A 20,853-nucleotide genomic window follows, 5' to 3' on the forward strand; every position below is an offset into this window, starting at 1 on the left:
GGCATCAAGGCTCCTCGCTGAACTCGGCTTTGGCCGCGGCCAACACACGATGCGGATGGGTTGCCAGCACCTCGGCGGGCGTGTGGCCATCCAGCAACACGTGGCCGGACTGAAACCATTCCACTTCGCCCCAGCCGGTACTGCGGCGATCAGTATCAAGAAATGGACCCGGCTCGTGCAGCACCTTCAGGATCTCTTCGAGGTGCATGACGGGCTGCCCATCGCGTTGGAACTGCCACTGCGGAAAGCGCCAGCTGCCACCCGGCACGGGAAGATAGACACCGAGCAGTTTTCCTGAGCGACGGTACTTGGTTGCCAGATGGCTGGCGTTCCCGGCGGACGAGCCCAGGTTGCGGCTTACCTCCGCTGCGGTTGGCCATTGACTGGCGAGTTTCATCCGGCGCGCAGCCGCGTCCTGTTCGAGCTGCTGCGGCTCCGCGTGCTCGGAAGGCTGGCCGTACACACGCCGATAGAGCTCTTCAATCGCGAACAGCCTGGCCTCTGCAACGCATGAGAAGTCGATCAGCAAGTGATCATCCGCGGCGCTGCCCCGAAGTGCTTTCAGCGAATCCTTGATCGACGTCCCGTGCATATGTCTGGCGGTACTGTCCGTGCCCAGCAGAACGTAGTGATACGTCGGCTCGCCCTCGCGAGGAAGAGGGATATTGGCATGTCTGGTGTAGTGCAAAGACATGAAGGCTGTAAGAAGGGCACTTTGGAGATGGTCGTGCGCTGTCTCGCCACGGAGATCGATGACGCGAATGACTTCCTCGCGTGCGCGCTGCGCGGCACCCAATTTGAGGGTGAGCTCCTTCATCGGCTTGATGCCGATCCTGGAGGTCAACTCGCCATTGGATTCGCTCACTTCCAGATAGGAAACGTCATGGGCGATACGCATGGGGCTCTCCGATAACCAGTGCAGTGCCGATCCCCGGAAGGGAATGCAGGAGCATAGGTTAAACCGGTTAAACCGACAATGAGCGAGGCGCTGCACCATGAAAAAAAGCCCCGCAATGCGGGGCTTTCGGGGTAACTCGCAGCCGACTGACAGTCGGCTCTAACTGTCGGCGCTACTGCGCCTTGATGGCCATCGCCTGCAACCCGGTACCGTCCAGCTTTTGCTTGGCTTCTGCCAGCTCGCCGGCGGTGCCGTACGGGCCCATGCGCACGCGGTATACGGTCTTGCCGTTGATCTGCGCCGATTCCACCCTCGCCGCCAGGCCGATCATGGCCAGCTTGGCCTTGGTGGCTTCGGCATCGCCCGATGCCCCGAAGGCGCCGGCCTGCAGGATGTAACGCATGTTGTTGGCCGGCTCAGCTGCCGCCGTAGCCGGCGCGGCCGCAGCAGGGGTTTCCGGCTTGGGCGTGGCGGCAGCTGCAACCGGCTTCGGCTGTGCAGCGGCGGCTGCCGGGCGCTCGGCCACTGGCGCCGGCAACGGGGCCGGTGCAGTGGTGGCGGTGGCTGCGGTAGCCGTTGCAGTGGTCTGTGCCGGCGTGGCCGCGGGAACCGGGCGGCCTTCCAGCGCGGCCTGCGCGCGCTGCGCTTCGGCCTTGGCCCGGCGCTGGTCTTCGGCACGCGCGCTGGCGGCCAGCTCCGCATCGGACATTTCCACTTCCTTGCCCGGAAGCAGGGTGTAGAAGTCGTACTGCGTGGCGGCGGGCTTGGCCGGCTCGGCAGGTTTGGTGGCCGCCCCCGGCTTGGGCAGTTCGGCGCCCACGTCGGTGTCCGCGTCGCTGACCGGGGCCGGCTGCGCGTTCGGGTCCGGCTGCGGGCCTACCCGCAGGAAGCCGTCGCCATCGTTCTTGAACAGGTTCGGTGCCGCCAGGAACACCACCGCGGCAATCGCCACGCCAGCCACCAGCCACACCCATCCGGGCGTGCCTTGGCTGGTGTTGCGTCGCGCCTGGGTCTTGCCGCGTCGTGCTGCCATTTACTGCTTCTCCACTGCTTACATTTTTTCCGGGGCGGAAACGCCCAGGATGTTCAGACCATTGGCCAGCACCTGGCGGGCGGCACACGCCAGCGTCAGCTTGGCATTGCGCTCGGCTTCGTCAGCCACCAGTACCTGCGTGCCGTGATACCACGTGTGGAAGGCGTGCGCCAATTCACGCAGGTACTGCGCGATCAGGTGCGGTTCCAGCGCGATGCCGGCCGCTTCCACCACTTCCGGGAAGCGCGACATTTCCACCATCAGCCACAGCGAAGGTTCGTCGTTCAGCGTCGACAGCCCGGCAAGACCCTCGGCCGGGGTGTACGACAGCCCCTTCTCCTGTGCCTGGCGCAGCAGGCTGCACACGCGTGCGTGCGCATACTGCACGTAGAACACCGGGTTGTCATTGCTCTGCTGGCGGGCCAGGTCGATATCGAAGGTCAGCTGCGAATCGGGCTTGCGCGCAATCAGGAACCAGCGGGTGGCATCGCGGCCGGCTTCCTCGATCAGGTCGCGAAGAGTCAGGTAGCTGCCGGCCCGCTTGGACAGCTTCACTTCCTCGCCGCCGCGCATCACCGTCACCATCTGGTGCAGCACGTACTCCGGCCAGCCCTTGGGAATGCCCACGTCCAGCGCCTGCAGGCCGGCGCGCACGCGCGCCAGCGAACCGTGGTGGTCCGCGCCCAGCTCGGTGATGGCGCGCTCATAGCCGCGCTGCCACTTGCTCAGGTGGTAGGCCACGTCCGGCAGGAAGTAGGTGTAGGTGCCGTCGGACTTGCGCATCACGCGGTCCTTGTCGTCACCGAAATCGGTGGAGCGCAGCCACAGCGCGCCGCCTTCCTCGTAGGTATGGCCAGCGGCCTTGAGCTGGGCCACGGTCTCTTCGACCTTGCCGTCCTTGTACAGCGAGCTCTCCAGGAAGTAGATGTCGAAATCCACTCCGAAGGCGGCCAGGTCCTGGTTCTGCTCGTTGCGCAGGTAGGCCACGGCGAAGCGGCGGATCGCATCCAGGTTGTCCGGGTCGCGCTCGCCCACCACCGCATGGCCTTCCAGCTCCACGGTGGCGCCGGCCAGGTAGGCCTTGGCCACGTCTTCGATGTAATCGCCGCGGTAGCCGCCTTCCGGCCAGCCGGCGTCATCCGGCTTGATGCCCTTGGCGCGCGCCTGGGTGGACAGGGCCAGGTTCTCGATCTGCACGCCGGCGTCGTTGTAGTAGAACTCGCGCTTGGCGTTCCAGCCGTTCACATCCAGCAGGCGGGCCAGGCAGTCGCCGATGGCCGCCGCGCGGCCGTGGCCCACATGCAGGGGCCCGGTCGGGTTGGCCGACACGTACTCCACGCCCACTGTGCGGCCGTTGCCACTCAGGTTGTGGCCGTAATCGGCCCCTTCCTTGAGCACGCTGGCCGCTTCGCGCTGGTAGGCGCTGGGGGCGAGGTGGAAATTGATGAAGCCCGGGCCGGCGATCTCAACGCGCAGCACATCATCGCTCTTGGGCAGCGCATCCAGCAGGGCCTGGGCCAGGGCGCGCGGGTTGCTGCGCGCCGGCTTGGCCAGCAGCATGGCGGCATTGGTGGCGAAATCACCGTGTTCACGGGTCTTCGGGCGTTCCACCACGAATTCCGGGGTCAGGGTATCGGCCGGCAGAGTGCCGTTGGCGCGCAAGGCTTCGATGCCTTGGCTGATCAGGGCGCGGAGGAGATTTTTCACAGGGCCTGCTTTGAGACTGGAGCGGCGGAATCGGCAATTTTAGCCCAGAAGCCGCCCCGATCCATTGAACCGGGACACAGCGGGGGCGGGAAGGCGGGCGTGGGGTGGGGCGGGAGGCCTTAAGGACAGGGGGACTGGGCTGACCGGCCCGTTCAGCTTCGGAAAGAGAGGTCTCGTCGGAGCCAGCCAAGGGATGCCAGAGAAACCGGGGCGCCATCCCCCACCACGATGTGGTCGACCAATCGCACGCCGACCAAGGGCAGTGCCTCCACCAACTGCCGGGTGATCTGGCGGTCTGCCTGTGAGGGAGTGGAATTTCCCGAGGGGTGGTTGTGCCCAACGATCACGGCTGCCGCGTTGTGGAGCAAGGCGCGGCGCGCGACCTCGCGGGGGTACACCACGGCAGAGTCGATGGTCCCGGTGAAAAGCTCCTCGAAGGCGATGGCCCGATTTCGAGTGTCCACGAACAGTGCGGCAAAGATCTCCTGCTTTCGTCCGCGCAAGCGCTGCTTGAAGTAGCGCATGGAGGTCGTTGCATCGAGCATGCTCTCTCCGCGTTCCAAGTCAGCAAGCAGATAGCGGTCGGTCAGTTCAAGTGCGGCGACCAATTCGCAGGCCCGGGCAAGTCCAAGTCCGGGCAGTTTCTTCAGCTGCCGCACGTCCATGTCCAATAGACGGCGGAGGGGACCGTGCGCCTGCACCAGAAGTTGCGCTTGCTCAAGCGCATTCAGCCCGTTGCAGCCGGTCCCAAGGAAGAGCGCCAATAGCTCTGCATCGGTGAGGGCCCCCGGTCCGCGCCCCATAAGCTTCTCGCGAGGACGATCTTCTTTCGGCCAGTGCTTGATGGTCATGCCGATCAGTGTTAACCACTTCGCGACGTTGGGCGATAGGGAAGTGCCCAATAAGAACGTCAGGGACTATGAGAAGACTTACCTAGGCTGATCTGGCCCCTAGGTCGTGGTCTGGACGAGCACGCCTTTGTCGATCTCTAAGTTCGCGGAAGTACGGGCTATCTGCTGGAAGGTCGAGGTCCATCCCCGCTCTGGAAAAACGGGCCTGATGTGCCTGGATTCAGAGTTGCGAGGTTAGTTTTGAACCCGTTCTCATGGCCACTCTCTGTGCGAGTATTTCCTGCAGTCGCAAGGATTGCCCAGCACTCTTTGAGTCGATCAGCGACACCAGTGGGCTCAGCGCAGGCGTATGCTTGGCTATAAGCAATAAGATCGGAGTCTGCGGGTGCGAGCTGCCATCGGGCTTCGCGCTTAAATTCTGGCACGTTTCAGACGGCGAAGGCAGTTCGCCCGGGGATCAACCGGGCTGAGTAAGGCGGTACATGCGAGTGCCGGAATCTGGTTGAAGAACGCCTTCCTGCATCGACTGCGCAAGAAATCTCGCCACTTCCTGCTCGGTAAGCGACAAGGCCCGCGATGCGGGCCTTGTGCGTTATGGGTGGAAATCAACCATCTCCGTCCCCTTTGATTCGCATTCAAAACTGTCAACCACTTTCGAACCCTTGGCGTTGATGGCGATGTTTCCAACATGGCCATCAACTGACTCCGTGTGATATGCGAGATCACAGACATCGCCGACCTCAGGCAAGCGTTTGCCCTCTTCAAAATACGGATAGAAAAAATCAAGCTCAGAACTATCTGCCTTAACCTTGAACCCCACATAGGTGCGCAGGTAGCCGCTAAAAGGCGGGATAGCTGATCGCTCCACGATAGTAGCCTGAACGAGCTTTCGCGTTTGTTGCTTTGGTTTCGGTGAAGCGCACGCAGATCCGATCCCAAGCAACAAGACCAATAAAAAAAATCTCGTGGTCATCAAGGAGTCCCGTTCTGATCCAGCAGGAAGTTGTAAGACTTAATGGTAGCTCCGCTGGCATCTTGGTACTGAACACCAAATTTGGAGCTGTCGGAACCAGCATCGCGGCGCGCGTAGTCAGCGACATTGGAGAGCGGTCGCGCGGCCAATCGGGGAGAACCGTGGTTGAGCCGGACAACCGACGATCGGCCTAGAGACCTTCCCCAGTCACGAGGCGAATCTTCTCGCCATCGGCAAGGTTGCTGATCTGTCTGGCAAGATTCCCACGCACCCTCATGGCCCGCTCCGAGTCCATGGGCGACAAATTGGAAACGGAGAACGGCCCGCCAAGCACGAACGGAACCTTGGGCACCAGTCGCATGTTCGCAGGCAGAGGCCCGTGGAGCAGTTGCCATTCCCTTGCAACCGGATGGCCAGTCAGAAACGCGAAGTCACCAAGCACGGCAGCCGCCCATTCCTCAAGCGATTCGCCAAGCAAGGTCAACTCTCCGGTCTCCGGATCAAACTGCCAAACCCTGCCATCCTTCAAGCAGAACTGACCGCCGAAGACGTCCTCTGCGAAGAACAGGCATCCGTCGGCCAGTTCGCCGAACTCGCTCCGCCAACCGGAATCGCTGTTCCAATCATCAAGTCCAACGCTTGAAGGAGAGTCGTTGGATGGGAAGAAGTGCAGGGCGGATTCGAATGCATGGAAGCCGTTCTTCTCGCCAAGAATGCCCGCCAACTCCATGGGTACGCCGCCAAGCTGCATGCAAGCTTCCAGGTCGATCCCCGTGCCGCCAGGCGACAAGGCTGGCGAGCTGAGTTCCAGTAGCTTCCTCGTGGCTGGTCCAACACTCATTCAACATCCCCCTCAACAACGATGGCGGTTTCGAGCTGACTGAGGCTACCCGAATCATGCTCCAGTCCAGCGGACCACTGGCCATTCAGCGATGCACCGCCCGGCAAGTTCCCTACGGTGCCGTCTGCTACACCACCGGGCTCCGAAGCGGTTCAAGATAGTCGAACCCAGATGCCTCGAACAACGTCTCCAACGCGTCCAGGCCATTCTCCTTCTTGAAATCAACCTCTGATCTGGTGATTGGAAGAAGCCAGTAGCAGCTGATTCTGGCACCGTTGCCAAGATCGGCGATCTCAGTGGTGGGCCCGTCGAGATACGGGAGCGACAAGAGGCCATGCTCACACGCCGATTCACCGATCCACGGCTTGCCAAAGTAGACGGTGTCCCCCAGCCCTATCCCTCCGATTTCCCGGTGATAGCTGGCAACCGTCGCCAACACCTCAGGGACTTCAGCACTGGGACGCGAACTCAACATATGAAGCTCGATTGGGTTGCGCATCCCTTCAGACATGCCTACCGTTGCGTACGTCCACATGTCACGACCGGAGCCCGGCGGCAAGCTGAGGACTTCGAACATAGGTGAAAGCCGGGCGTGTGGGCTGGCCGGGAAGCCAGTCTCCCGCATCGTCCCCTTCCATGCTTCTGCATAGTGGTGACGAAGTACTTCGACATATCTGGATGCTGGCAACATCAAGGTCTTCCATGGGTAGGGCTGGAGGCTTCGTAAATCCGAGCGTTGGAACGACGATCCTGCATACGACCGGCCCCGTTGCGACGTCGCTGCAAGGGGGGCAGCGAAGTGGGGTGCCAGTAAGCCTCGCGCCGCCCTTCGCAACTTCTGCGTTAAGGCGCGTGAGCTGGAGAGAACACGATTGTGTTGTGATGGGTATCAAACAGAAGCTGGCGCCCGTCTTCCTGAAAGGCCATGTACTCGAAAAAGTGCAGGCTTTGGATAAGTTCAACCAGGATGAACTTGTTGGCGAGCCGCAACACCGGCCATGGTCCTTGCTCATCATCCGTTATGGCGATGCACAAAGATTCCCCGTCCATCTTCCCTATCTTCTGGGAGACGATGTTCCCCCATGCAGCCAGGTCATGTCCATAGTAGATGGTCTCTGCGCTTCGAAGCGCCGCCCACCTATGAACTGACTCACTATCCTCTGTGTGAATATTTCCTGCAGCCGCAAGGATTTCCTCGGCTGCCTGTGAGTCGATCAGCGACACCAGGGGGCTTAACGCAGCCATCTGTTTGGCGATACGCAACAAGTCGGAGTCTTCAGATGCACGCTTCGACGTCTGGTAGCTGGCAAGGAGGCCGTCTGCCAAGTCAACTATCATTCTGTCGTGTGTGGTGTCACTGGAAAAGTCGGCCAGTACTCTGAACTCTGAATCATTCTTGATTGATCCACGCCTCAATACTGCACAGACCTTCCTCATATTCCTGTCGACAAACAAGTTGAAATCGAAGCCATGCCGTTCGACCAGCACTTTACTGGCATCCACCCGCTCCTCGTCAGGGAGGTGGCTGAGTCCCTCTGCCAGGCTGTCGGCAATTGAGTACAGAGCGGGCGATCCAGCGAGCTTTACGACTGCGGTCCGTTGCATGCCAACAATCTTATCTGGCACACCGGTACTGGCCAGGATCGAAATGGCATCTTGGCACCACGACGCTAAGACTTTGTAGTCGATACTGGAACTCATCCCGCCATGATCCCGAGTTGATGCCCCTGCAAGGTGCAAGGGAGCCGAAGGCTGCGTTCGAGGCCTCATGATATACGGGCCCGGCGCATTGAATGCTGATGCGGGCGCGAAGGGGGGGCATAAGGAGGGGCGAGGCGTCACTGCTTTTGCACAAAGCCGCCTGTCATGCGCGGTGGCGAGGCACCGAGCTCAGCATCGAACTTGGCCCTGATGAGGCGAAGTGACTCCTCAGGATCCACGCCATATCCATCCTCCAGAGCGGCAGCAATGTGACGTGCAACGTCTGCCAAGATGGTGCCCCAGGCGTTTTCTTCCAATGATGTCTTCCCTTCCTTGTACATCCCAACTTTCAAGGAACAGTGAAGCCCTTTTGCGGCGATCCAGACTCTCAGCATCTCGACTGAATGCTCATCCGCCAGAGCGGCCTCCGGAATAGGGCGTTCGTTCATTTGTTTGGAGTCTCATTCTCTGGGGGGACGAGCGTTGCGATCTTGCGACGTTGCGACGTGCGAAACCATCTAGTTGGGTCAAACACCAATTTTCAAGTGCCGGGCGCCTAACTGCCCAACGGCTCCCACCACCGCTTCGATGCTGGGCTGCTGCTCGGGAGACATCGGCATGACGATCTCCTCTCGGCAGACCAGGTCATCCCCATCAAGCTGCGAATAGCTGATACGCAGGCTGTCCCAGGTCACGATGTCCGGCTTCACCGTCACCACCCCGCTGCGGCTGATCCAGTCCTTGGTCTTCGACAGGTGCAGCGTGCGTAGCGCGTCGGTGTAATCGGCGTACAGCAGGTTTACCGGAATGGCCGGGTGGCCGCCGCTGGCCAGGTGTTCGAACAATGCTTTGTTGTAGGCGCAGAACCAGGCAGGGCGCTGCCATGCATCAGGGTGGTTCATCTCCTGGCGCGCGCGGTCCCATGAAGCGGCCTGCGCGGCACCCACCGGCTTCGTCTGCGTCCTGGGCGGCTTGCTTGTGCGGCCGCTGGTGGCCAGTGCTGCCACCTGCGCCTCCAACTCCGTACCTTTGAACCGGCGCACATCCGCCTTCAGAAGTTTGCCGTGTCCCGCAAGGGCTTCCGCCACCACCGCCGCCACGTCAACATTGCCGGCGTTCAACGCCAGGGTAAGCGGCGTGCGGCCGCGCTCGTTGGCAGCGGCGGGATCCAGGCCCCATTCGATCAACAGCCGGGCAACGGCCACCGGGTCGCCCATCCGGTGCCATGTGGTGGAGATGCCACCGCGGCTGGCTTTCAGTCCGTCCACGTCGCCCGCCGCATACATCAGCGCAGTGGAACCAGCGGGATTGACCACGTGCACGTTGGCGCCGCGCTCCGCGAGGAACCGCAGCAGCGGCACACTGCCCAGGTACGCGCCGATCAACACTGGTGTGTACATCTGCCGGTGGTCCATGGCTTCAATGCTGGCGCCGCCCTGCAGCAGCGCGTCGACGGCGTCGAAGATGTAGCCCATCTCCGCCGGATCTGCATCCGCATCAAACGCCGGGTTCCACACTTCGCCGCGCATGTCGCGCAGGCCAAGCACGGTGCAGATCGGTGAATCCTTGGTCAGGCGAGGGTTCGCCCCGGCGGCGAGGAGCCGGCGCAGTTTCTCCACCGCCCACGCGGCCGGGCTGAAGATGAAGTCCCGGCAGGTGGTCGAGAGGGGTGTGGCGCCACGTCCGGCTGCCTTGTTGGGATCCGCCCCCTTGGCCAGCAGCAGGGAGACCAGCGCCAGGTGCGCCTCGATGCGCCCGACAATCGTGGCCTCGTCCGGACCGTCATGGTGAAGCAGGCTGCTGTTGCACACCCAATACAGGGCGCGCTCGTTATAGCCCAACCGGATGCGATCGGGATGTACACCGGCACGAACGTGTCGTTCGATCTCCGCGAACGCGTCCTCGCAGGTGAGGGGGGTGTCCAATACAACAGGGGAAGACGAGGTGGCCACAGGCAGTTCACGATCCTTGATCTACTGCATTCAATGCTAACAACCGCAACGCGCGATGCACTGGACAAGTTGTCAACTTGCCTGGACGGCTATGCCAGTGTGGCGCGATAGATTCCGAACACGGTCAGCGCAATCAGAGCCCAGGTGATCAGGCCGGCAGCAGCACAGGCATTCTCCGAACGCTCCTTATTCGGCGCCAGCACGCTCAGGACCATATAGCCGGTGCCCAATATGACGGTATGGAACAGCAGGTCAACGAACATCCAGGCAATGAACCTGCCAATGCCGCCGAGCAGGCTTCCTGCAATTTCTTCAACAGGCATCGTGATTTTCCCTTGTCACGCTTCAGAGCTGACCTGCCGGAGTAATTCCCCGTCCGCCGGTAGGTCGCAAGCGCAAGATGTTCGCATACCGCAAGGGCAGGCCGCCCCACGAGAGGCACCCGCCAAGCCTTCATGACCAAAAACCCACTCCTTATGCCCCTGGGGCATCAGCCCCGCACAGCCCATCGGGTAAGCTAATCGCCTCGGTTCGACAGGAAATTCGCAGGTGGCTGACTCCCCCCAGGCTTCCCCGGCGCAGGCGCGCCCGCTGGCAGGCCAGAAGCTGTTGTTGTGCGTGGGTGGCGGCATCGCGGCCTACAAGTCGCTGGAACTGGTGCGCCGCCTGCGCGACGCCGGGGCCCAGGTGCAGGTCGCCATGACCGCCGGGGCCCAGCAGTTCGTTACCCCGCTGAGCTTCCAGGCCCTGTCCGGCCAGCCCACCCGCACCACCCTGTGGGACAGCGCGGCCGAACAGGCCATGGGCCATATCGAGCTGGCCCGCTGGGCCGACCGCGTCATCGTCGCCCCGGCCACGGCCGATCTGCTGGCCCGGCTGGCCAACGGCCATGCCGATGACCTGGTCACCACCCTGTGCCTGGCCACCACCGCGCCGCTCACCGTGTGCCCGGCGATGAACCACCGCATGTGGCTGCACCCGGCCACCCAGGCCAACATCAGCCTGCTGCGCGAACGCGGTGCGCAGGTGGTCGGCCCGGAAGACGGCCCGCTGGCCGAGGGCGAATCCGGTCCCGGCCGGTTGACCGAACCACATGCCATCGTGGCCGCGCTGGCCGCCCTGCAGGGTCCGGCCGATGCGCCCGAATCCCCCCAGGAACTGAAAGGCCTGCGCGTGGTGATCAGCGCCGGCCCCACCTATGAAGACCTGGACCCGGTGCGCTACGTGGGCAACCGCAGCAGCGGCAAGATGGGCTACGCGCTGGCCGCCGCCGCCGTGCGCCAGGGCGCGCAGGTGCTGCTGGTCAGCGGCCCGGTGCACCTGGCCACCCCGGCCGGGGTGCAGCGGGTGGACGTGCGCTCGGCGGCGCAGATGCGCAGCGCCGTGCTGGATGCGCTGCCGGCCGACATCTATATAGGCGCCGCCGCCGTCTCCGATTACACCCCCCGCCAGGTGGCCCCGCAGAAGCTGAAGAAGACCGCCGGCACCCAGACCCTCACGCTGGAGCTGGTGCGCACCCAGGACATCCTCGCCGAGGTGGCCCAGCAGACCAACGCGCTCAAGCTGGTGGTCGGCTTTGCCGCCGAAACCCACGATGTGGAGAAGTACGCGCGCGGCAAGCTGGTCGACAAGCGGCTGGATCTGGTGATCGCCAATCAGGTGGGTATCACAAACGGCGGCTTCGAAAGCGACGAAAATGCAGCCACCGCCTATTGGCAGGGCGGGGAGCAGGTGTTCCCCGGTACCACCAAGGCGCTGCTGGCCGAACAACTGTTGTCCCTGATTGCCCAGAGGTTGCACGCATGACCCAAGCCCCCTCCCTGCACGCGCTGCAGGTGAAGCTGCTCGATCCCCGCTTCGGTGATACCTGGCCGCTGCCGGCCTACGCCACCGAAGCCAGCGCCGGCATGGACCTGCGCGCCGCGCTGGAAACCGAGCTCACCCTGCAGCCGGGGGATACGGCGCTGATTCCCAGCGGCATCGCCATCCACATCGAAGATCCGAACCTGTGCGCGGTAGTGCTGCCGCGCTCCGGGCTGGGCCACCGCCACGGCATCGTGCTGGGCAACGGCACCGGCCTGATCGATGCCGATTACCAGGGCCCGCTGCTGATCAGCGCCTGGAACCGCGGCCGCGAGGCCTTCACGCTGCAACCCGGTGACCGTATTGCACAGTTGGTTGTGCTGCCGATTGCACGCGTCGGCCTGCAGGTAGTGGATACTTTCACCGACAGCGCCAGGGGAACGGGTGGATTCGGCCATACCGGGGTGCGCTGACAGGGGGAACATCAATGAGCAAGGCAACGGCGGAAGGACAGCCGCGATTGACAAGCAAGCGTAACGGGCTGTTGCTGGTGGGGTTGCTGACCCTGCTGGCGCTGTGGTTTGCCTGGAGCGGAGTGCGGCAATGGCGGCAGGCCTCGGTAGGGCAGGCGCTGGAACAGTCCCGCGACCAGATCGTGCAGGGCGTGGACGCCGCACTCAAAGGGCAGAGCAGCCAGCTGGGCACCCTGGTGAAAAGCGAACGGGTCAGTACCGCGCTGGCCGCCGGCGATGCCGATGCCACCGCACTGGCCGTGCGTGAAGGCTGGCCGGGCACCGAAGACGTGCAGGTGCTCACCGCCGACCTGGACCAAGCCTATGCCGATCCCAAGGCCTTCGGGTACGCCCGCCTGGGCCTGCTGGAATCGGCCATTGCCGGCGATACCGTGGTGGCGCGCGTGGTGCGCGACGCCGGTGGCCAGCGCCTGGGCCTTGCCGTGCCGGTGCAGCTGGGCACCACGGGGCCGGCCGTGATCTACGTACGCCAGCCGTTGCTGCGCCTGACCGGCACCTTCGACCAGGTGCGCGTGCCGTCCGCTGGCTACCTGGCGCTGCGCCAGGGCACCCACAACATCATTGAGCAGGGCGACAGCAGCCTGTCCCAGGCGGCGGAAGGGCTGGCCCGGCCGATCGGCAAGAGCGGGCTGCGCCTGGCGGCCGCCGTGCCTGACATCGAACCGGGCCCGCTGGGCCTGGGCGCGATTCCGTCCATCATCGTCGCGCTGCTGCTGCTGGCCATCGCCGGCATGCTGCAGTTCGGCAAAGGCCGCGTGCCCCTGCCGCGCCGCCGTGCCGCCGCCAGCGAGGCCGACCACGGCCCGACCCTGCGCGAAAGCCTGGTACAGGAGCCGCTGCTGGAGCCGGCCCCGGCCGCCGGTTCGGGCGTGGCACCGCCGCCGCTGCCCACCGGCCCGGGCCATGAGGTGCCGGAAGGCATCTTCCGCGCCTATGACATCCGCGGCGTGATCGGTCGCGAGCTCACCCCGCAGGTGGCGGTGCTGATCGGCCAGGCCATCGGCTCGGTGCTGCAGGTGCAGGGGCTGCGCGACATCGTGGTGGGCCGTGATGGCCGCCTGTCCGGCCCGGAACTGAGCGCCAGCCTGATCGAAGGCCTGCGCCGCGCCGGCTGCGATGTCACCGACATCGGCCTGGCGCCCACCCCGGTGGTGTACTTCGCCAGCTACCACCTGCGTGCCGGCAGCTGCGTTGCCGTCACCGGCAGCCACAACCCGCCGGACTACAACGGCTTCAAGATCGTGGTCGGCGGCGAGACCCTCTCCGGCGATGCCATCACCGAGCTGTACCAGCGCATCCGCGATGGCCAGCTGCACGTGGCGGCCGAACCGGGCAGCCTGCAGCAGCGCGACGTCAACGCCGATTACATCCAGCGCATTGCCGATGACGTGCAGCTGGACCGCCCGATCAAGGTGGTGGCCGATGCCGGCAACGGCGTGGCCGGCGAACTGGCCCAGCCGCTGCTGGAAGCCATTGGTGCCGAAGTCATTCCGCTGTACTGCGATGTGGATGGCACCTTCCCCAACCACCACCCCGACCCGAGCGACCCGGACAACCTGGAAGACCTCATCCAGACCGTGAAGCGCTTCGATGCGGATATCGGCCTGGCCTTCGATGGCGATGGCGACCGCCTGGGCGTGGTTACCCGCGAAGGCAGGATCATCTACGCCGACCGCCTGCTGATGCTGTTCGCGGCCGATGTGCTGCAGCGCAATCCCGGCGCGCTGGTGATCTACGACGTGAAGTGCAGCGGCAAGCTGTCCGATTACGTGCTGCGCAACGGCGGCAGCCCGATGATGTGGAAGACCGGGCATTCGCTGATCAAGGCCAAGATGCGCGAAACCGATGCCGAGCTGGCCGGTGAGATGAGCGGTCACTTCTTCTTCAAGGAGCGCTGGTTCGGCTTCGATGATGGGTTGTATGCCGCCTCGCGCCTGCTGGAAATCCTGGCCCAGCGCGAAGAAACCCCGTCGGAAGTGCTTGATGAGCTGCCTGACAGCGTATCCACGCCGGAGCTGAAGGTGCCGGTGGAATCGGGTACCCCGCACGCGCTGGTGTCGATGTTCGTGTCGGCCGCGCAGGTGGAGGATTCGCCGTTCGCCGGCGCGCGCCTGTCCACCATCGATGGCCTGCGGGCGGACTTCCCGGACGGCTGGGGCCTGCTGCGCGCCTCCAATACCACCCCGGTGCTGGTGCTGCGTTTCGAAGGCAACGACGAGGCTGCGCTGGAGCGCATCAAGACCCTGTTCCGCGAACAGCTGCAGCCGCTGCTGCCGGGCGTGGAATTGGGTTTCTGAAAGGAGTACCGACCAACGGTCGGTACCTACCCTGCAGGTCGGCAGCCAACGCCGATATCCCCTGCAGGTCGGCAGCCAACGCCGACATCGCCGGTAGGTATCGACCGTTGGTCGATACAACGCGCACCCCGGCTACCCTTTGAACCGCAAACCCACGCCCGGTTCGGTGAACAGGTAACGCGAGTCCAGCGCTGAATCACCCAGCTTGTGGCGCAGCTTGCCCACCAGGATGCGCAGGTAGTGCGTGTCGTGCTGGTGGGTCGGCCCCCAGATCTCGGCCAGGATCTGCGGCTGGGTCACTACCCGGCCGGCGTTGCGCAGCAGCAGCGACAGCAACGCGTACTCCTTGCGGGTCAACGCCACGGGCGCGCCGTCCAGGTGCACTTCGCGGCGCACCAGGTCGATGTGCAGGTGGCCGTCATCGAAATGCGGCAACACCCCATCGGCCGATACCGTGCGCGTGCGCAGCAGCGCACGCACCCGCGCCATCAGCTCCTGGGTGCCGAACGGCTTGGTCACGTAGTCGTTGGCGCCGTTGTCCAGCGCCAGCACCTTCTCGGTTTCGCTGGCGCGCACCGTCAGCATGATCACCGGCACCTGGCTCCACTGGCGCAGCTCGGCCAGCATCTGGTGGCCTTCCATGTCCGGCAGGCCGATGTCCAGGATGACAAGGTCGGCGCCTTCGCCCACCAGCAGTTCCAGTCCCGCCTGCCCGGTCGCGGCCTGCAGCACCCGGTAACCCTGCGCGCGCAGGCTGATGTCGAGGAAGCGGCGGATCTGCGCTTCATCGTCGATCACCAGCACGCGCGCCGGTGGCACGCCATGGGAAGGGTCAGGAATCGTCGGGGTCATCGGCAGGGTGGGGTTGCAGCAGGGGGAGCGTGATGCGGATCAGGGTACCGCGTCCGTCGCGGCCCGGCAGCGCCTGCACGCTGCCGCCGTGCGCGCCGACCATGCCCTGGGTGATGGTCAGGCCCAGCCCGGTGCCATGCCGGCCGCGGTCGCCGCGCTCCACGCTGTAGAACATGTCGAAGATGCGCGCGCGTTCGTCATCGGGAATGCCGGGGCCGGCGTCGAGCACATCGATGCGCAGCTCACCGTCCACCAGCCGCGCCTGTACTTCCACCGCCGTGCCGGGCGGGGAGAACTTGGCCGCATTCTCCATCACGTTGAACACCGCCTGTTCCACCAGCGCCGGGTGCACCCAGATCGGGCCCAGCGTGCTGGGAATGTCCAGCTGCAGGCGCACGTCGGGCTGGTAGCGCTGCAGGCGGCGCGCGGCCGAGCCGACCAGCTCGTCCACGCCGATCCAGTCGCGGTTGATCTTCAGCCCTTCGTGGCCCAGCCGGGTCATGTCCAGCAGGTTCTGGATGTAGCGGTCCAGCCGCTCACCTTCCACCAGGATGGTATCCAGCAGTGCGCGGCGGTCGCTGGCACCCATCGCCTCGGCATAATTGGACAGGCTGTCGGCCGAGCCGATCATTGCCGCCAGCGGCGAGCGCAGGTCGTGCGAGACCGACGACAGCAGTGCCGACCGCAGCCGCTCGGTTTCGTTGCTCACGTGCGCCTTTTCCAGGTCCGCCACCAGCCGCGTGCGCAGCGCGGCCTGCGCGATGTCATCCACCATCGCTTCGGCCAGCTGGCGCTGTTCCGGGGTCAAGCGCGGCGCACTGCGCGGGAAGCGCATGCCGGCCACGCCGATGGCGCGCTCGTCGCCATCCAGCAGGGGCAGGAACCACCACTCCGCGCCGGCCAGCGTGTCGGTGAAGCGGCCGCTGGGCTGGCCGTGGCGGTGCGCCCAGTCGGCTGCGGCCAGGTCGGTGTCGCCCGGCGCGGCACTGCCGCTGGTGCTGGTGTCGGCACCGATGCGCAGCCACGCGGGCGCATCCAGCGCCTGTTCCAGCGCCTCGCGTCCGGCCTGCGCCACCGCTTCGTTGTTGGGGGCACGGGTCAGCTGGCCCCCCAGCACCTGGCGCGCGTTTGCATGCCGGTTGGCCGCGCGCAGCGCCACCACCTGCATGCGCAGGCGCGAGGCCAACCGCCCGGCCACCAGTGCCGCCACCAGGAACAGGAACACGGTGATCACGCCCTGGCGCGCGCTGATCGCGAAGGTGAAGCGCGGGGCGATGAAGAAGAAGTTGTAGGCGAGGAAACACAGTGCCGCGGCCATCACCGCCGCACTGGTGCGGCTGCGCGCGGCCACCACCACCACCGCCACGATGAACACCATCGACAGGTCGTACAGCCCCACCCAGCGTTCGGCCACCAGCGCCACCAGGCAGGCCAGCGCAGTGGCCACCAGCGCCAGCACGGTGTCGCGGCCGGTGCTCAGCGTGGGCATCGACAACCCATGGCGGCGCGCACGCGCGCGCGCCTGCGGGGTGCCGATGATGGTGATTTCAAAGTGCGCGCCGCGCTGGATCAACTGCTGGGTCAGCGTGCGGTTGAGCATGCGTGCGAACGGCCGTTCGCGGGTGCGGCCCAGCACCAGGGTGGACACGCTGTTGTGCGCGGCGTGGTCGAGCAGCGCATCGGCAATGCTGGGCCCATGCAGCAGCTCGGCCTCGCCGCCCAGCCGCCGCGCCAGTGCGAAGGCCGCATCGATCTCGCGGCGGGTGCTGTCGTCTTCGCGGCGGCGCTGCACGGTCACTACGGTCCAGGGCGCATCGCGGCGCTCGGCAATGCGCCGGCCCACGCGCACCAGGTACTCGCTCTGGCCGCCGCCATCGATCGCCACCAGCACCCGCCGGCGCAGCGGCAGGTTGCCTTCCCCGCGCGCGGCGCGGGTTTCACGCAGGCTGTTGTCGACCCGGTCGGCCGCCTCCTGCATCGCCAGCTCGCGCAGCGCGGTCAGGTTGGCGGGCGAGAAGAACGCCTGCAGCGCCTGCGCGGCTTGTTCGGGCACGTACACCTTGCCCTGCTGCAGGCGCTCGATCAGTTCGCGCGGCGGCAGGTCCACCAGCACGATATCGTGCAGGCGGTCCAGCACCGCATCGGGCACGGTCTCGCTGACCCGCACCCCGGTGATGCGCATCACCACATCGTTGAGGCTTTCCAGGTGCTGGATGTTGAGCGTGGTCCAGACGTCGATACCGGCGTCCAGCAGCTCCATCACATCCTGCCAGCGCCGCTCGTGGCGGCTGCCCGGCACGTTGCGGTGGGCCAGCTCGTCCACCAGCACCAGCGCCGGGTGCCGCGCCAGCACTGCATCCAGGTCCATTTCCTGCAGCGCATGCTGCTGGTACTCGCGCTGCAGCAGCGGCACCTGCGGCAGGCCCTCCAGCAGCGCCGAGGTCTCGGCGCGGCCGTGGGTTTCCACCAGCCCCACCACCACGTCCACGCCGCGGCGCAGCTGCTCGTGCGCGCGGCCGAGCATGCTGTAGGTCTTGCCCACGCCGGGGGCGGCGCCCAGGAACACGGTGAGCTTGCCGCCGGCCTCGCGCTGCAGGCTTTCCACCAGTGCGTCGGCCTGTCGGGTGCGGGAGTCGGTCATGGGGGCAGAGTGTGCGCCGTTCGGTGGCAAGGCGACATCATCGCGCAGGCGTCTCCGTCGCGCCGGTTGCCGCCTGGCTGTTCTTCAACCCGTCCAAGGCAAGGTTCAACGTCATCACGTTCACCCGGGGCTGCCCGAACACGCCCCATTGCGGGCCCTGCGTATGCGCCTGCACCAGCGCCTGCACCTGTTCCACGCTGAGGCCGCGGTTGCCCGCCACGCGCTTGACCTGCACCGCAGCCGCAGCCGGCGACAGCTCGGGGTCCATGCCAGCGCCGGACTGGGTCACAAGATCACCGGGCACGTCGTCCACGGTAATGCCTTCGCGCGCTGCCACGGTCCGGGTCGCCTCGGCGACGCGTTCCTGCAGGGCAGGGTTGCTGCGCGCCAGGTTGCTGCCGGCGGCGGCCATCGGGTCGTAGTTGGCCGCCGACGGGCGCGTCTGGAAGTAGCCGTCGCCCACGAACGGCTGGGCCACCAGGCGCGAGCCGCGCACCTGGTGGTTGTCCAGCAGCAGGCTGCCTTCGGCCTGCACGGGGAACAACGCGGCACTGAGGCCGGTGGTGGCCACGGCATACGCCAGGCCGAGCAGCAGCAGGCTGGCCACGCCCAGGCCGATGGCCGGGCGCAGCGCACCGGTGTGCTGCAATGACACCGGAGTGGCGGCGCGCGCACGCGCCGGGCGGGAAAGCGAAGCAGCAGCGGAGCGGTTCATGCGCCAAATACCGAGAAGAGGAGGAGGTCGATCAGCTTGATGGCCGCGAACGGCAGCAGCACGCCGCCCAGCCCGTACACCAGCATGTTCCGGCGCAGCAGCGCGGTGGCCGTGGCCGGGCGGAAGCGCACGCCACGCAGGGCGAGCGGAATCAGGGCCGGAATCACCAGCGCGTTGAAGATCAGCGCCGCCAGCACCGCGTTGCGCGGGCTGGACAGGTGCATCACGTTCAACGTGGCCATGGCCGGCAGGGTGGCGGCGAACAGCGCCGGCAGGATCGCGAAGTACTTGGAGACGTCGTTGGCCAGCGAGAACGTGGTCAGCGCACCGCGCGTGATCAACTGCTGCTTGCCCACTTCCACCACCGCCAGCAGCTTGGTCGGGTCCGAATCCAGGTCCACCATGTTGCCGGCTTCCTTGGCCGCCTGCGTGCCCGAGTTCATCGCCAGGCCGATGTCGGCCTGGGCCAGTGCGGGTGCGTCGTTGGTGCCGTCGCCCACCATCGCCACCAGCCGGCCACCGGCCTGTTCGGCGCGGATGCGGGCCAGCTTGTCTTCCGGGCGCGCTTCGGCGATGTAATCGTCCACGCCGGCTTCGGCCGCAATCGCCGCGGCGGTAAGCGGGTTGTCGCCGGTGATCATCACCGTGCGGATGCCCATCGCGCGCAGCTGCGCGAACTTCTCGCGCATGCCGTGCTTGACCACGTCACTCAGCTCGATCACGCCCAGCACGTGGCGGCCTTCGCAGACCACCAGCGGGGTGGCGCCGTTGCGTGCCACCTGTTCCACGCGCCCGGCCAGCTCGGCCGGCACGGTGCCGCCCAGCTCGCGGACATATGCAGTGATCGCATCGGCCGCGCCCTTGCGGATGCGCCGGCCGCCGTCCAGGTCCACGCCGGACATGCGGGTCTGCGCGCTGAAAGCGAGGTAGTCCGCGCGGTCGGGCTCAGCGGTGGTGCAGCCCTGCTCGCGTGCCAGCCGCACCACCGACTTGCCTTCCGGGGTCGGGTCGGCCAGCGACGACAGCAGCGCCGCTTCTCGAAGCTGCGTCGCTTCAATGCCGGCCAGCGCATGGAAGTGGGTCGCCTGGCGGTCGCCGTGGGTGATGGTGCCGGTCTTGTCCAGCAGCAGCACATCCACGTCGCCGGCCACTTCCACCGCCTTGCCCGATTTGGCCAGGATGTTGGCCGCCAGCGCACGGTTCATGCCGGCGATGCCGATGGCCGGCAGCAGCCCGCCGATGGTGGTCGGAATCAGGCATACCAGCAGCGCGATCAGCAGCAGCGGGTCGACCTTGACCCCGACGAAGGCGCCGATGGCGGGCAGGGTTGCCACCACCACCAGGAAGGTCAGCGTCATCGCGGCCAGCAGCAGGGTCAGCGCCACTTCGTTCGGCGTCTTCTGCCGGTTGGCGCCTTCCACCAGCGCGATCATCCGGTCCAGGAAGCTGTGGCCCGGCTCGGCGGTGATCTTCACGATGATCTGGTCCGACAGCACCTTGGTGCCACCGATCACGCCACTGCGGTCGGTACCGGCCTCGCGCAGCACCGGTGCCGATTCACCGGTCACCGCCGCTTCGTTGATGGTCGCAAGGCCCTGCACGATCTCGCCATCGGCCGGCACCAGCTCGCCGGCACTGACGATCACATGGTCGCCCGGGCGCAGCTCGGCGGCCGGCACCTGGGTTTCGCTGGCCCCGGCATGGGCGGCGGCCAGCCGGCGCGCGCTCAGGTCCTGGCGGGCACGCCGCAGCGAGGCGGCCTGGCCGCGGCCGCGGGCCTCGGCCACCGCTTCGGCGAAGTTGCCGAACAGCACGGTCAACAGCAGGATCGCGGTCACCACCAGGCCGAAGCCCAGCGGCGCGTTGCCGGTCAGCGTGACCAGCAGGCTCACCAGCGTGCCCACCATCACCACCGCCATCACCGGGCTGTGCACCAGGTGGCGCGGCGACAGTTTGATCACCGCATCGCGCAAAGCCCGGCGCAGGCCGGCTGCATCGAGCAGGCGCGGGCGGCGGGAAGGAGCTGCATTCAAGGGATAGGTACTCATGGTTTCAC

18 protein-coding genes are annotated in these 20,853 nt (G+C 65.7%); 3 read left to right on the plus strand and 15 right to left on the minus strand.

Features of this window, described 5'->3' with window-relative positions; genetic code table 11:
- Nucleotides 1–4: 4 nt before the first annotated feature.
- From ACQG3P_RS09140 to ACQG3P_RS09190, 11 genes are all read right to left on the minus strand, one after another.
- Nucleotides 5–898, minus strand: coding sequence for a hypothetical protein (locus ACQG3P_RS09140; protein WP_254622249.1), 894 nt, complete (start codon nucleotides 896–898; stop codon nucleotides 5–7).
- A 172-nt stretch (nucleotides 899–1,070) separates the two neighbouring features.
- Nucleotides 1,071–1,931, minus strand: coding sequence for an SPOR domain-containing protein (locus ACQG3P_RS09145; RefSeq protein WP_426804848.1), 861 nt, complete (start codon nucleotides 1,929–1,931; stop codon nucleotides 1,071–1,073).
- Between the two features lie 18 nt (nucleotides 1,932–1,949).
- Nucleotides 1,950–3,638, minus strand: a complete 1,689-nt coding sequence (gene argS / locus ACQG3P_RS09150) for an arginine--tRNA ligase (RefSeq protein ID WP_426804849.1) — start codon at nucleotides 3,636–3,638, stop codon at nucleotides 1,950–1,952.
- Between the two features lie 152 nt (nucleotides 3,639–3,790).
- On the minus strand, nucleotides 3,791–4,489 hold the full coding sequence (gene radC, locus ACQG3P_RS09155) for a RadC family protein (RefSeq protein WP_426804850.1): 699 nt from the start codon (nucleotides 4,487–4,489) through the stop codon (nucleotides 3,791–3,793).
- 592 nt (nucleotides 4,490–5,081) lie between these two features.
- Nucleotides 5,082–5,462, minus strand: a complete 381-nt coding sequence (locus tag ACQG3P_RS09160) for a hypothetical protein (RefSeq protein ID WP_426804851.1) — start codon at nucleotides 5,460–5,462, stop codon at nucleotides 5,082–5,084.
- A gap of 190 nt (nucleotides 5,463–5,652) precedes the next feature.
- On the minus strand, nucleotides 5,653–6,213 hold the full coding sequence (locus tag ACQG3P_RS09165; protein ID WP_426804852.1) for an SMI1/KNR4 family protein: 561 nt from the start codon (nucleotides 6,211–6,213) through the stop codon (nucleotides 5,653–5,655).
- 217 nt (nucleotides 6,214–6,430) lie between these two features.
- Nucleotides 6,431–6,880 (minus strand): suppressor of fused domain protein, encoded by a 450-nt coding sequence (locus ACQG3P_RS09170; RefSeq protein WP_426804853.1) that lies wholly within the window; start codon nucleotides 6,878–6,880, stop codon nucleotides 6,431–6,433.
- A gap of 266 nt (nucleotides 6,881–7,146) precedes the next feature.
- Nucleotides 7,147–8,004: a hypothetical protein gene (locus tag ACQG3P_RS09175; RefSeq protein WP_426804854.1), complete on the minus strand. Its 858-nt coding sequence runs from the start codon at nucleotides 8,002–8,004 to the stop codon at nucleotides 7,147–7,149.
- Between the two features lie 137 nt (nucleotides 8,005–8,141).
- Nucleotides 8,142–8,453 carry a DUF5076 domain-containing protein gene (locus ACQG3P_RS09180; protein ID WP_068848692.1) on the minus strand — a complete coding sequence of 104 codons (312 nt, stop codon included), beginning with the start codon at nucleotides 8,451–8,453 and terminating at the stop codon, nucleotides 8,142–8,144.
- Between the two features lie 78 nt (nucleotides 8,454–8,531).
- On the minus strand, nucleotides 8,532–9,929 hold the full coding sequence (locus ACQG3P_RS09185; RefSeq protein ID WP_426804855.1) for an ankyrin repeat domain-containing protein: 1,398 nt from the start codon (nucleotides 9,927–9,929) through the stop codon (nucleotides 8,532–8,534).
- A gap of 116 nt (nucleotides 9,930–10,045) precedes the next feature.
- Nucleotides 10,046–10,279, minus strand: a complete 234-nt coding sequence (locus tag ACQG3P_RS09190; protein WP_217538841.1) for a hypothetical protein — start codon at nucleotides 10,277–10,279, stop codon at nucleotides 10,046–10,048.
- A 226-nt stretch (nucleotides 10,280–10,505) separates the two neighbouring features.
- On the opposite strand from ACQG3P_RS09190, the gene coaBC reads away from it, so the two are divergent.
- From coaBC to ACQG3P_RS09205, 3 genes are read left to right on the plus strand one after another with little or no spacing between them, the layout of a single operon-like run.
- Nucleotides 10,506–11,762, plus strand: coding sequence for a bifunctional phosphopantothenoylcysteine decarboxylase/phosphopantothenate--cysteine ligase CoaBC (gene coaBC / locus ACQG3P_RS09195; RefSeq protein ID WP_426804856.1), 1,257 nt, complete (start codon nucleotides 10,506–10,508; stop codon nucleotides 11,760–11,762).
- Nucleotides 11,759–12,232, plus strand: a complete 474-nt coding sequence (gene dut, locus ACQG3P_RS09200; RefSeq protein ID WP_093532951.1) for a dUTP diphosphatase — start codon at nucleotides 11,759–11,761, stop codon at nucleotides 12,230–12,232. The genes coaBC and dut overlap by 4 nt, the downstream gene beginning before the upstream one ends.
- Nucleotides 12,233–12,246: 14 nt before the next feature.
- Complete coding sequence (locus ACQG3P_RS09205; RefSeq protein WP_426804857.1) at nucleotides 12,247–14,589, plus strand: phosphomannomutase/phosphoglucomutase; 2,343 nt, start codon at nucleotides 12,247–12,249, stop codon at nucleotides 14,587–14,589.
- Between the two features lie 132 nt (nucleotides 14,590–14,721).
- Here ACQG3P_RS09205 and ACQG3P_RS09210 read toward each other — a convergent pair whose 3' ends face one another.
- The 4 genes from ACQG3P_RS09210 to kdpB are packed head-to-tail and all read right to left on the minus strand — an operon-like array spanning nucleotide 14,722 to nucleotide 20,845.
- Entirely contained in the window at nucleotides 14,722–15,441 is a 720-nt protein-coding gene (locus ACQG3P_RS09210; RefSeq protein ID WP_426804858.1) for a response regulator transcription factor, read from the minus strand.
- The gene (locus tag ACQG3P_RS09215) at nucleotides 15,422–18,082 is read right to left on the minus strand and encodes an ATP-binding protein (RefSeq protein ID WP_426804859.1); all 2,661 of its coding nucleotides are present in this window, start codon (nucleotides 18,080–18,082) and stop codon (nucleotides 15,422–15,424) included. Before ACQG3P_RS09215 ends, ACQG3P_RS09210 begins: the two co-directional genes overlap by 20 nt.
- A 37-nt stretch (nucleotides 18,083–18,119) precedes the next feature.
- A complete protein-coding gene (gene kdpC / locus ACQG3P_RS09220) occupies nucleotides 18,120–18,797 on the minus strand; it encodes a potassium-transporting ATPase subunit KdpC (RefSeq protein WP_426804860.1) in 678 nt (225 codons plus the stop codon).
- Nucleotides 18,794–20,845 carry a potassium-transporting ATPase subunit KdpB gene (gene kdpB / locus ACQG3P_RS09225; protein ID WP_068848709.1) on the minus strand — a complete coding sequence of 684 codons (2,052 nt, stop codon included), beginning with the start codon at nucleotides 20,843–20,845 and terminating at the stop codon, nucleotides 18,794–18,796. Before kdpB ends, kdpC begins: the two co-directional genes overlap by 4 nt.
- Nucleotides 20,846–20,853: the final 8 nt, after the last annotated feature.

Origin of the sequence: Stenotrophomonas sp. SrG (assembly GCF_050031795.1) — a bacterium.
Classification (GTDB): Bacteria; Pseudomonadota; Gammaproteobacteria; order Xanthomonadales; family Xanthomonadaceae; genus Stenotrophomonas; species Stenotrophomonas rhizophila_A.